At 63.0% G+C, this 12,543-nt stretch carries 11 protein-coding genes; 9 read left to right on the top strand and 2 right to left on the bottom strand.

Annotation, left to right across the window (positions count from 1 at the left end; translation table 11 throughout):
* Window positions 1–30: 30 nt before the first annotated feature.
* A complete protein-coding gene (locus M622_RS31850) occupies window positions 31–1,191 on the bottom strand; it encodes a Do family serine endopeptidase (protein ID WP_021249722.1) in 1,161 nt (386 codons plus the stop codon).
* A 74-nt stretch (window positions 1,192–1,265) separates the two neighbouring features.
* Between M622_RS31850 and M622_RS31845 the strand changes: the two genes are divergently transcribed.
* Window positions 1,266–2,015 carry a Nif3-like dinuclear metal center hexameric protein gene (locus M622_RS31845; protein ID WP_021249721.1) on the top strand — a complete coding sequence of 250 codons (750 nt, stop codon included), beginning with the start codon at window positions 1,266–1,268 and terminating at the stop codon, window positions 2,013–2,015.
* A 9-nt stretch (window positions 2,016–2,024) separates the two neighbouring features.
* On the opposite strand, the gene M622_RS31840 is transcribed toward M622_RS31845, so the two are convergent.
* On the bottom strand, window positions 2,025–3,644 hold the full coding sequence (locus M622_RS31840; protein WP_157282025.1) for a type IV pilus assembly protein FimV: 1,620 nt from the start codon (window positions 3,642–3,644) through the stop codon (window positions 2,025–2,027).
* A 246-nt stretch (window positions 3,645–3,890) separates the two neighbouring features.
* Between M622_RS31840 and M622_RS31835 the strand changes: the two genes are divergently transcribed.
* From M622_RS31835 to M622_RS31800, 8 genes are all read left to right on the top strand, one after another.
* On the top strand, window positions 3,891–4,445 hold the full coding sequence (locus M622_RS31835) for a DUF2889 domain-containing protein (RefSeq protein WP_031346994.1): 555 nt from the start codon (window positions 3,891–3,893) through the stop codon (window positions 4,443–4,445).
* Between the two features lie 232 nt (window positions 4,446–4,677).
* A complete protein-coding gene (gene sucC / locus M622_RS31830) occupies window positions 4,678–5,838 on the top strand; it encodes an ADP-forming succinate--CoA ligase subunit beta (RefSeq protein WP_021249718.1) in 1,161 nt (386 codons plus the stop codon).
* 11 nt (window positions 5,839–5,849) lie between these two features.
* Complete coding sequence (sucD, locus tag M622_RS31825) at window positions 5,850–6,743, top strand: succinate--CoA ligase subunit alpha (RefSeq protein WP_021249717.1); 894 nt, start codon at window positions 5,850–5,852, stop codon at window positions 6,741–6,743.
* A gap of 143 nt (window positions 6,744–6,886) precedes the next feature.
* On the top strand, window positions 6,887–7,615 hold the full coding sequence (locus M622_RS31820) for an FHA domain-containing protein (RefSeq protein WP_031346992.1): 729 nt from the start codon (window positions 6,887–6,889) through the stop codon (window positions 7,613–7,615).
* Between the two features lie 135 nt (window positions 7,616–7,750).
* Window positions 7,751–8,518, top strand: coding sequence for a 3',5'-cyclic-nucleotide phosphodiesterase (locus M622_RS31815; RefSeq protein WP_021249715.1), 768 nt, complete (start codon window positions 7,751–7,753; stop codon window positions 8,516–8,518).
* 79 nt (window positions 8,519–8,597) lie between these two features.
* Entirely contained in the window at window positions 8,598–10,967 is a 2,370-nt protein-coding gene (locus M622_RS31810; RefSeq protein WP_021249714.1) for a GspE/PulE family protein, read from the top strand.
* 80 nt (window positions 10,968–11,047) lie between these two features.
* Entirely contained in the window at window positions 11,048–11,743 is a 696-nt protein-coding gene (gene rpe, locus M622_RS31805) for a ribulose-phosphate 3-epimerase (protein WP_021249713.1), read from the top strand.
* Window positions 11,740–12,426: a phosphoglycolate phosphatase gene (locus tag M622_RS31800; protein WP_031346989.1), complete on the top strand. Its 687-nt coding sequence runs from the start codon at window positions 11,740–11,742 to the stop codon at window positions 12,424–12,426. The genes rpe and M622_RS31800 overlap by 4 nt, the downstream gene beginning before the upstream one ends.
* Window positions 12,427–12,543 lie beyond the last annotated feature (117 nt).

Genomic DNA, 12,543 nt, shown 5'->3' with positions numbered 1-12,543 from the left:
TGGAGCAACGAGCGCCAGACGAGGGCAGGTTCAACGCTTGGCGGCCGGAGTCGGGCGGCGTCCGACCTCGACATTCAAGTCGAGCTCGGACTCGCCGCGTACAACGCGAAACTCCGCCTTGTGCCCAGGTGGCAGGGCCGCGACCATGTCGAGCATCGCGCGCGGGTCGCGTACAGGCTCACCCTTCACCGCGATCAGCACGTCTCCCGGCAGGATGCCTGCGCGCTCGGCAGGGCTCGCGCGCAGCACGCCTGCAATCAAGGCGCCGCGGGTGTCGCGCAGGCCGAAGGACTGCGCCAGTTCCGGCGTGATGTCCTGGATTTCCACGCCCACCCAGCCGCGCGTGACCTCGCCGGTGCTCACGATCTGCTCGAGCACATTGCGCACGATCGACACCGGGATTGCGAAGCCGATGCCCAGTGAGCCGCCTGAGCGCGAATAGATCGCGGTGTTGATGCCCACCAGGGTCCCCGCGCTGTCCACCAGCGCGCCGCCGGAGTTCCCCGGGTTGATTGCGGCGTCGGTCTGGATGTAATTCTCGAATGTGTTGATGCCCAGCTGGCTGCGCCCGAGCGCCGATACAATGCCCATGGTCACCGTCTGCCCGACCCCGAAAGGGTTGCCTATCGCCAGCACCACGTCACCCACGGTCAGGGCGTCGCCACCGGCGAGGGTGATCACCGGTAGTTGTGCGTCGGTGTCGATCTTGAGTACGGCCAGATCCGTTTCCGGATCGCGCCCTATCATGTGCGCGCTGAGTTTGCGCCCGTCATTGAGCGCGATCTCGATCTGGTCGGCGATCTCGATTACATGGTTGTTGGTGACGACGTATCCATCCGGGCTGACGATGACCCCGGAGCCCAGCCCGGCCTGGCGCTGACTGCCTCCGTTGTCAGGACGTTCTCCAAAGAAATGACGAAACACCGGATCATCTTGCAGGGGATGATTCGGGCTGGCGCCGGTCATGCTGGTGAAGATATGAACGACCGCGGGCATGGAGCGCTGCGCAGCCGCCGAGTAGGAGCCGGCCGCCGGCGCGGGGCTGCCATTGCCGGCCGGCGCTTCGAGTATTGCCACGACGGCTGCGGGCGCAGATTCGCGCAGCCAACCCGGCTTGAGGGTGCTGAGCACGAACAGCGCAGCGAGGCTGATCGTCACAGCCTGGGCAAAGATGAGCCACAGACGGCGCATAATGGTGGACTCGAAAGGCGGTTGAGCCTGGTGAACAGCGTCGCCGGCCGGACCGGGACTGGAAGGGAGGTCGCATGCAACTTGTCGAGCTTGTCGCGCATCTGGACGCAATGCTCGAGGCTTCGCGCTTCAAGGATTATTGCCCAAACGGTTTGCAAGTGGAAGGTCGGCCCGAAGTCGTACGGGTTCTATGCGGGGTGACGGCCAGCCAGGCGCTGCTCGACCTGGCGGTATGCGGTGGCTATGACGCCGTGTTCGTTCATCACGGATACTTCTGGAAAGGTGAGGATGGCCGCATCAATGGCATTCGCCGCCAGCGCCTGAAGAGCCTGCTGGCCAATGACATCAGCCTGCTTGCCTACCACCTGCCGCTGGACGCACATGCGCACCATGGCAACAACGCCCAGCTTGGCAAGCTGATGGGCTGGTGCGCCGAAGGACGGTTCGCGGAGCAGGAGCTGGGCTGGTTCGGTCGCCCCGCACAGGCGCACGGGACAGCGGCGCAGATCGCCCGCTCGCTGGCGGCGAGGCTGGGGCGTGAGCCCTTGCTGGTGGGCGATGGCGCGCGCGTCGTGCGTCGGGTCGCGTGGTGCACCGGCGGTGCGCAGGCTTACTTCGAGCAGGCCATTGCCACGGGGGCGGACGTGTTCGTGTCGGGGGAGATTTCCGAGCCGACGGTGCACCTTGCGCGCGAAACCGGCATCCCCTATATCGCTGCTGGCCATCACGCCACCGAGCGCTACGGCGCGCTCGCGATTGCCGCCTATCTCGAGACCGAGTTTGGCCTCAAAGCGGATTTCGTCGATCTGCCCAATCCGGTCTGAGGCCTGTCGTCATTCAGTGCGGGCACGGGCGGTGCCCGCTGGCGGCAGGGCCGGGCCGAGTTCTTCTTCCAGTACGGCAGACAACATCAGGATGTCGTCAATGACGCTGAAGGGAAAGCCCATGCGTGTGCCAGCGCGATTATCACGCAGCAGGCGCTGCAGATAGACCTGGCATTCGCGCGTGCGCCAGTTCTGCTCGATATACGCGATGATGTGCGGCATGTGCTCCACCGACACTGCATTCATGCGCAGGTCGTCGTAGTTGTCCCAAGTGACGGTGATGACGTTGAAGGTCTTGTTGAACTCCTTTGCCATGGCATCGAATTCCGCGCGCAGTCCTGCAGCGCGATAGACCTCAAGCAGCTTCAGCCAGGGCGTCACCGCCTGTTTGGGATTGCTCTGGATGAATTCGGCAAGCGTGTCTGCGGCCCCATGCAGTCGGCCGAAGCTCATCATGATGTCTGCGAGTTCGACCGCAGACTGATGTTCCTCGGCCTGCTCGACAGGGGAGCCGTAATCGGCTTTTGGTGTGCTCGCCGGGACGTCGGGAAGACTCCAGTCCACCGTGCCCTCGACCACCGCGGGGCTCGTCGCGGCAGGCTGGCTCAGCTTGTCCTTGCTGGAAATCTCTGGGGTGCTGTTGGCAGCAGCAGGGGCGTGCAGGGTCGTCGGCGCCGGCGCTCGGGTTGAGCGTGGAGAGGGGCTCTGTTTCGTGCGGCGGCGCAGCATGAGCGCCAGCAGCAGCACGCCCAGGACAAGGCCGATGAGCAGGTAGCGATCGTTGAACTCGGTATTCGTATGGGAGTCGGTCGTATCGGAGTCGGTGTCGATATCGGCCGTGGCAGTGGGCGTAGTGCCGGTCTGCGCAGGCGGGCGGGTGCTCGACGCAGCGTCTGGTGGCGGCACGACGGAGTCGTTCGTGCTGGATGCAGCGGCTTCCAGCACTGAGCCGAGCGCCTGGATGCGAGCCTCGACACGGACGCGGGCTTCCTCAAGATCCCGGATTCGTGCCAATAACTCCATCTCCGCGGCGATGCTGCGATCGATCGCCACCGTGAGTCTACGCAAGCTGGCCGCATCTGCTGTCGTGCTGCTGCCTGCCGCGGTCGCTGCGACTGCTTTCGCGGCGCCATCATCGGCCGCAGTCAAACGGTCTGACTTCGACGCGGGGCGCTTGTCGGGGGCGTCCTCGAGTGCACTCAGGCCTTGATGCTGATTGTCCTGGGCAGAGGCCAGGGCAGCGAGGCCTGCTTCAGGATGAGACAACAGCAGGGTGTATTCGCGCCGCAGTCGATTCGCGCAGAGGTCTTCGATCGCGAGCTTCAGCGTGGGCTCGTGCACAGCCTGTGCGCCGCTGACGATGAGGCGAGGCGATGGCTTGTCCGTCACGCGCACGCTGGCCTGCGTCAGCCAGGGCGGACCGTCCCTGCGTTCTCCGGCAGCGCCCAGGCGGAGACAGTCGGCCGAGGCTGTGCTGCTGTCCCCGAGCAAACGGATTTCGGCACGGAAGGGGGCGCCGAGCGCCGACACGGACAGCACCTCTCCGAGTGTGTTGGCACTCGCGGGAGAGGGGACGGAGAGGGCAGCCAAAGCCAGCGCCGCTGCAAAGGGGATCCGAGTTTTTCTCATTCTCCGCGCGTCCGGCGGTGGGTTCGTCGAAAGGAGCACTTTTAACAGACTCTCTGGCACGGTTCCAGCGACTGTAACAGCATCCGCGAGGTGATTTCATGCTGTCGTGATGTATTGAGCACTCCGCCGGGGTGAGTGGCGCGAAGTGTGAAGCTGAGCGCTGTGATGTGCGGCGACATCCATGTCCGCCACAATCAGGATCGGTTAAGATCTGCTTCCCCATACGCCTGCGTACGCCAAAAGACGATGCCGTTACCAGAACCTGCCTTGCCCCGCCGGCGCCTGCATGGCAGACGCATCGAGCTTGAGGGTTTCCTGCGCGAAGATGGTCGCTACGAGATCGACGCCTCGCTGACCGACGTCAAGGATATCGACTATCCCATTGCGTCCGGGTTGCGTCCCGCCGGCGTCCCTGTACACCTGATGCGCATCAGGCTCGCCTTCGATGGGGACTTCAATATCACTGAGGCTTTCGCGTGCTCGGATGGCGTGCCTTATCCCGGGTATTGCGACACCATTGGCCCAGCCTATGCGCGTCTGGTCGGGCTCAATCTGGTACGTGGCTTCCGGCGTACGGTCGGGGAGATGTTCGCTGATGTACGCGGATGTACACACCTGACCGAGTTGCTTGCCTCGCTTCCCACGGCGGCCATCCAGACCGTGGCCTCATTGCGTCGGGACAATGAGGACACCCGCGAGAAGCCTTTTCAGCTCGATCGTTGTCATGCCCTCGAAAGCTCGGCGGAGGCGGTGCGCCGCTACTACCCCAAGTGGTATCGCAAGGTGGACGGGCTGGGCTGAAGCGCGCGGGATGCAGGTACGGTGCACTGCGCAAAACTGGTTATAATTATGGGGTCTTACGGTAACCACGTACTTCAGCGTGCATGCCGTAAAGTCAGACCAGCGTCGCTGGTCAGGTGCGGTGGGTGGCGGTCGAGGGAGACGACGCCTGTCGTGGGGCTGCACGCCCCGAAGCATGCCATCAACCTGTTTGCGACGGGCATGCCGTCGTGACTTCGATCGAAGGGCAACCATGAAGATTCATGAGTATCAGGCAAAAGAACTACTGAGGAAGTACGGCGTCGTCACACCGCGCGGTATTCCCTGCTTCTCCGTTGATGAGGCGGTCAAGGCAGCGGAAGAGCTTGGCGGCAAGGTGTGGGTGGTGAAGGCCCAGATTCACGCCGGCGGCCGCGGTAAGGGCGGCGGCGTGAAAGTGGCCCGCTCCATTGACGAAGTGCGCCAGTACGCCAGCGACATCCTCGGCATGCAGCTTGTCACGCACCAGACCGGGCCCGAAGGCCAGAAGGTGCGCCGGCTGCTGATCGAGGAAGGTGCCGACATCCAGAAGGAATACTACGTCGCTGCGCTGACCGACCGGGGTACGCAGTCGGTCGCCATGATGGCCTCTTCCGAAGGTGGCATGGACATCGAGGAAGTTGCGCACAGCACGCCCGAGAAGATCCTCAAGGAATTCGTTGACCCGCTGGTCGGCCTGACCGACGCTCAGGCCGAGAACCTGGCGCGTGGCATTGGCGTGCCTGAGGCCTCGGTCGCCATGGCGATCGACGCGCTCAAGCGGCTGTACACCTGCTACATGGAGACCGATGCTTCGCTGGCGGAAATCAACCCGCTCATCCTCGAAGGCAACGGCAACATCAAGGCGCTGGACGCCAAGTTCAACTTCGACGCCAACGCACTCTACCGTCACCCTGAGATCGTCGAGTTCCGCGACCTCGACGAGGAGGATGCGGACGAGATCGAGGCCTCCAAGTTCGATCTGGCCTACATCAGCCTTGATGGCAACATCGGCTGCCTGGTCAATGGCGCCGGTCTGGCGATGGCCACCATGGACACGATCAAGCTGTTCGGCGCAGAGCCGGCCAACTTCCTCGACGTTGGCGGCGGCGCGACCACCGAGAAGGTCACCGAAGCCTTCAAGATCATGCTCAAGAACTCCAAGGTCAAGGGCATCCTGGTCAATATCTTCGGCGGCATCATGCGCTGCGACACCATCGCCGAAGGCGTGGTTGCGGCCGCCAAGGAAGTGCATCTCTCCGTCCCGCTCGTGGTGCGCATGAAGGGCACCAACGAAGACCTTGGCAAGAAGATCCTTGCCGAGTCGGGTCTGCCGATCATCACCGCCGACACCATGGCGGATGCCGCGACCAAGATCGTCGCTGCGGTCAAGTAAGGAGAGTCTGAATGTCCATCCTGATCAACAAAGATACCAAGGTCATCACCCAGGGCATCACCGGCAAGACCGGTCAGTTCCACACCGAGAAGTGCCAGGAATACGCCAACGGCAAGAATTGCTTCGTCGCCGGCGTGAATCCGAAGAAAGCCGGTGAACAGATTTTCGGCATCCCCATCTTCGGCTCGGTGAAGGACGCTGCGGCTGAAACCGGTGCCACCGTGTCGGTCATCTATGTGCCGCCCGCCGGCGCGGCCGCCGCGATCTGGGAAGCCTGCGAAGCCGACCTCGATCTGGCGATCTGCATCACCGAGGGCATTCCCGTCCGCGACATGCTGATCGTGCGCAACAAGATGAAGCAGAAGGTTGCCAACGGCGGCAAGGAAACCCTGCTGCTCGGCCCCAACTGCCCCGGCCTGATCACGCCCGACGAGATCAAGATCGGCATCATGCCTGGCCACATCCACAGGAAGGGTCGCATCGGTGTGGTGTCGCGTTCCGGCACGCTGACCTATGAGGCGGTGGCGCAACTGACCGAAATCGGTCTGGGCCAGTCTTCCGCGGTCGGCATCGGCGGCGACCCGATCAACGGTCTCAAGCACATCGACATCATGCGCATGTTCAACGACGATCCTGACACCGACGCGGTGATCATGATCGGCGAGATCGGCGGTCCGGATGAGGCTGAAGCCGCGCAGTGGTGCAAGGCCAACATGAAGAAGCCGATCGTTGGCTTCATCGCAGGCGTGACTGCGCCCGCTGGCAAGCGCATGGGCCATGCGGGTGCGCTCATCTCCGGTGGTGCCGATACGGCTGACGCCAAGCTCGCCATCATGGAAGAATGCGGCTTCACCGTGACGCGTAACCCGTCGGAAATGGCCAAGCTGCTCAAGGCCATGCTCTGAAATTCGCGCGTCGCTCGCGACATCCGAAAAGCGCCGGCTTGCCCGGCGCTTTTTTCGTATGTGCCCTACGGCTTTGGCGCGCGTTAGAATGATCCACGAAGTCCGCAGGGCTGTGGACGCAAACATCACAACGGGTACAGGCAATGCCGAAGTTGATCCTCAGTATGGATGGGCTCGTCCTCAAGGAGATCGAGCTCAACAAGGAGCGCACCTCCATAGGGCGCAAGCCGAACAACGACATACAGATCGACAACCTCGCGATCAGCGGCCAGCATGCGGTGATCACCTGCATTCTCAATGACGCGTTTCTCGAGGACCAGAACAGCACCAACGGTACCTATGTGAATGGTCAGCCCGTGAAGAAGCACGTGTTGCAGCACAACGACGCAATCGAGCTGGGCAAGTATCGCATCAAGTACATCGTGGAAGCGGTGCAGCCCGGGAAGGCGGCGTCCGACATGATCGATACCGTCTCGATCAAGCCTTTCGCCCTGTCGCCGACCACCTCCGACGCCGATGACGGTCCTGCAAATGCGCCCACTGCAACGCAGATTCTTGCTGCGGGTGCACTGGAGCGCTCGCAGCAGGCAGGAGCAGCCAAGGCTGGCCGCGTCGGCATCATCCAGGTCCTGAGCGGCACCAACAGCGGGCGCGAACTCGAGCTCACAAAATCGCTCACCACCCTTGGCAAGCCAGGCCGGCAGGTCGCGGTGATCACGCGTCGTCCGCACGGCTACTTCATTACCCACGTTGAGGGCGCATCGTTTCCGCTCGTCAATGGTGTCGCCATCGGCGCCCAGGCGCATCTGCTGAAAGATCACGACATCATTGACCTGGCCGGCGTGAAGATGGAGTTTTTCCTCAGGTCTTGACGCTTGGCGCGGGCAGCATGCGGCCTGTGACTTTTTGCCTACCCGCGTTGCGGGCACGGTGCTAAGGTCCTCGCACACACAAAACGGGGAAGCGTAGCGGCTCAGGGCTCACGAGGGGCCTTGCCGCGATCGGTCATGAAGCTGACGGTGCTGGGTTGCAGTGGAGGCATTGGAGGGGTGCAGACGCGCACCACCTCTTTTCTCGTGGACGATGATGTGCTCATCGACTGCGGGACCGGGGTTGGGGATCTGCCCCTGGACGCTCTGCTCAAGATTGATCATGTCTTTCTCACCCACGCCCATCTTGATCATATTGCTTCGCTGCCGCTGCTCATCGACGCAGTGTGCAATCTGCGCACCGTGCCGCTCACCGTGCACGCCACGCCGGAGACGATTCGAATCCTGCATTCGCACGTCTTCAACTGGCTTGTCTGGCCGGACTTTTCGTCCATCCCTGACCGGCACCATCCCTTCATGCGCTTTCAGCCCATGAAAGTGAACGAAACGACGTGCCTGGGCACGCGCAGCATCACGGCGTTGCCGGCTCAGCATACGGTGCCGAGCGTGGCCTACTGTCTGGACAGCGGTGAGGGAAAGCTGGTTTTCTCCGGCGACACCGCCTATTGTTCAGAACTGATCGCGGCCATCAACGCGTTGCCGGACTTGCGCCATCTGATCGTCGAGTCAGCTTTTGCAGACGAGCATCAAGGCCTTGCGCTGGCCTCGCGGCACATGTGTTCAGGCATGCTGCTCGAGTTTCTGGGGGCGCTCAGCGTGCACCCAGCAGTACATGTCACCCATCTCAAGCCCGGTATCGAGCAGCGTATCATGGCGCAGATCGAGGCGGCTTTGTCGCCGCTCAGCCCACGTCGCCTCATGCAGGGTGATGTGTTGAATTTTTGAGCGCAAGAGCGGGGCTCATGGCCGGCCGCAGCGTGAAACGACCCACGTCAGCCCTTCGGCAAGGGCTGAAGACACCGAGATGACAACGCCCAACATGACGCTCGAGAAAACACAGCAGCTCAGTCCGGTGGCGCGCCGCCTGGCTTTCTTCAAGGGTTTGCAGCTTGCCACCAACCGCATCCATTCAAGCAATGATGCCGACGAGATCATTCTTGAACTGTCGGCTGAGCTGTGCGCCCTGTTCGAGGCCGAGCGCCTGACGATCTACACGCTGGCCGAAAAGGATGGGGCCATCGTCACCCGCGTCAAGACCGGACTCAACACGGTGCAGAGCATCCGCTTGCCGGTGTCGGACAGCAGCATTGCCGGGTATGTCGCCAAGACCGGCGCGCCGGTCAATGTCCGCGACGTCTATGACGAGGCGGAGTTGCGCGCGATCTCGCCGACGCTTCATTTTCAGCGCGAAGTGGACCTCAACAGCGGCTTTCGTTCGCGGCAGATGCTGGTGGCGCCGATTCGCGATCCGGATGGCGGGCGCATCATCGGCGTCATCCAGTTGATCAACACCGTCAATGGCGAAGCGTTCTCGAAGGTCGCCGAAGAGGGCCTGCTCGGGCTTACGCAGACGCTCGGCGTTGCCCTTGCACGTCACAGCCGCCAACCCGCACGCTTGCGCTCACGTTTTGACGCGCTGGTGGCCGATGGTCGCATCACTGCAGAAGAGTTGCGTCAGGCCATTCGTGAAGCACGCAGCGGCGACCTCAGTACCGAGTCCATTCTCGTGGATGGGCTGGGCCTCACCGCGGTCGAACTGGGCGAAGCGGCGGCACGCTACTTTGGCGTCCCCTATCAGCCCTTCCGCGACAACCACATCAGGCCGATGGATCTGCTGCGCAACATCAAGCGCGACTATGTTGAGCAATCCAAATGGCTGCCCTACGAGGAAACCGCCGAGGGTGTGGTGGTGCTGTGCATCGACCCCGAGCAGGTTCGCAGCGCCGGCACGGTGCAGAACGTGTTGCAGAAAAAGCGACTGAGCTATCGTGTGACCTCGGCACGTGAGTTCGAACTCACGGTCGAAAAATTCTTCGACAGCTCACTGGATGACGCCTCGGTGGGTGACCTGCTGTTTGGCCTGGGTGAGGACGAGGACGAGGGTGGGGGGCTGAAGGACGACGTCACCGCGGCCGCCGACAATGAGCTGGTGAAGCTGGTCAACAAGATCATTGTGGACGCTTATCGCCAAGGCGCGTCCGACATCCACATCGAACCCCGGCCAGGACGGGAGAAGACGCTGGTCCGCTTTCGCAAGGACGGCTCGCTGGTGCCCTACATCGAGGTGCCGGCAAGCTACCGCAGCCCGCTGGTCACGCGCATCAAGGTCATGTGTGACCTTGACATCTCCGAGCGCCGCAAGCCGCAGGACGGCAAGATCAAGTTCCGCAAGTTCGCCCCGCTCGATGTCGAGCTGCGCGTCGCCACCCTGCCCACACAGGGCGGGCTCGAAGACGTCGTGATGCGTCTGCTCCCCAACAACGAGCCGCTGCCGATCACTGAACTTGGCCTGCTGCCCTTCAACCTCGAGCGTCTCCAGCAGGCCGTCACCAAGCCTTACGGCATCTTCTTCGTGTGCGGCCCGACGGGCGCGGGCAAGACCACTACGCTGCACTCCATCCTGAACTACATCAACACGCCGGAGACCAAGATCTGGACGGTCGAGGACCCGGTTGAAATCACCCAGAAGGGTCTGCGCCAAGTGCAGGTCAATCGCAAGGCCGGGATCGATTTCGCCACCATGATGCGCGCCTTCCTCCGTGCCGACCCGGACGTCATCATGGTGGGTGAGATGCGCGACCAGGAAACGGTGGCGGTGAGCATCGAGGCGTCCCTGACCGGTCACCTGGTCTTTTCCACTTTGCACACCAACAGCGCACCTGAATCAGTCGTGCGCCTGCTCGACATGGGCATGGACCCATTCAACTTTGCCGATGCCTTGATTGGCGTGCTCGCCCAGCGTCTGGCCAAGCGTCTGTGCAGCAAGTGTTGCGAGGCCTATGAGCCCGACGATGACGAGATCGGCAGGATGCTTGACGAGTATTGTGAAGACCTCCACCTGACCCCGCAGTTTCAGGCTGACCCGGTCGCTGCACGTGCTGAGATCCTCACGCGCTGGCGCCAGAGCTTCGCCGGCGACGATGGCCGCTTCAGCCTGAAGCGCGCAGTCGGCTGCAAGGACTGCACCCAGGGTTATCGTGGTCGGGTGGGCTTGCATGAATTGATGCTGGGTTCGGATGCGATCAAGCGCCTGGTTCAGGAGCGCGGACGCGTTAGCCAGGTGTTCGGACAAGCCCTGTCCGAAGGCATGCGCACCTTGCGTCAGGACGGGATGGAAAAGGTGCTCATGGGCATCACCGACATGAAGCAGGTGCGCAAGGTCTGCGTGCGCTGAGCGGCAGTGAGGACGTGCTGCGTCCGCGAAGGCGCGGCGCGCGGTTAGAATCCGGCCTGAAACCCTTGCCGGAGAGCCTCATGTACCGCATCGCCCCCAGTCTGCTGTCTGCCGATTTCGCCCGTCTCGGCGAAGAAGTACGCAACGTGATCGCCGCCGGCGCCGACTGGATTCATTTCGACGTGATGGACAACCATTACGTGCCCAATCTCACCATCGGCCCTTTGGTGTGTGATGCGATCCGCCCGCACACGACGGCGCCCATCGACGTGCATCTGATGGTGAAGCCGGTCGATCGCATCATCCCTGATTTCGCCAAGGCTGGCGCCAATGTCATCACCTTTCACCCCGAGGCCTCCGAGCACGTCGACCGCAGTCTGGGCCTGATTCGCGACGCGGGCTGCCAGGCCGGCCTGGTGTTCAATCCGGCCACGCCGCTGCATCACCTGGACCACGTCATGGACAAGCTCGACGTGGTCTTGCTGATGAGTGTGAACCCCGGTTTTGGCGGGCAGAAGTTCATCCCGGAGACGCTCAACAAGCTGCGCGCCGCACGTGCGAAACTCGACGCGTACGCGGCCCGCAGCGGGCGTCGCATCCTGCTCGAGATCGACGGTGGGGTGAAGACCGACAACATCGCCGAGATTGCCCGCGCCGGGGCGGACACCTTTGTTGCGGGCTCGGCCGTGTTTGGCGCAGGCAGGGCCGAGGACGCGAACCGCTACGATTCCATCATCGCCGCCCTGCGTGCCGAGCTCGCCACGGTGGCCGCATGAGCACAGCCCCGCGCTTCTCCCCCCGTGCGGTGCTGTTCGATCTCGACGGCACCTTGCTCGACACCATCGCCGATCTCGCCGACGCCGCCAACCTGATGCTGGCCGAGCTTGGCCGACCGCTGCGGTCTCAGCACGAGATCCATAGCTTCGTCGGCAAGGGCTTGCCCAAGCTCGTTGAGCGCTGCCTGACCGAGCGCGCGCAGGAGGTGCCGGCCGAGGCTGTGGTTGAAGCCGCGATCAGTGTGTTCAGGCGCCACTACGAGCGCGTCAACGGCCTGCGCACCACGATTTACCCGGGTGTTGTGGACACCTTGCAGGCCTTGCGTGGGCGCAACATCGGGCTCGCCGTCGTCACCAACAAGCCCGAGGCCTTCACCTTGCCGCTGCTCGAGCGCACCGGGCTTGCGGTGTATTTCGACACCGTGGTCAGTGGCGATACGCTGCCGGTGAGGAAGCCGGATCCGGCGATGGTCTTGCTGGCGTGCGAGCGTCTGGGTGTCACCCCCGGCGAGGCGTTCATGGTCGGCGACTCCGCCAATGACGCGCTCTCCGCCCAGGGCGCAGGCATGGCGGTGCTGCTGGTGAGCTACGGTTATAGCGAAGGGGCGGCGGTGGACACCATTGAATGCGATGGGCTACTATCCGAAGCGCTTCAGGTGCTGGATTACATTGCTCCCGCATAGCTGCGGGCCTGGCCCGGACGCTCCACGCGACACAGACCAGGCCACACACTCCACTACAGATCGACATCGTGATGCTCGCACCTCGGGATCGCTTCCTCGCCGCCGCCTCTGCCGTCC

The organism is Thauera terpenica 58Eu (assembly GCF_000443165.1).
Classification (GTDB): Bacteria; Pseudomonadota; Gammaproteobacteria; order Burkholderiales; family Rhodocyclaceae; genus Thauera; species Thauera terpenica.
The sequence above is the reverse complement of the archived record's forward strand: the minus strand, read 5'-3'. Positions and strand labels throughout refer to the sequence as shown.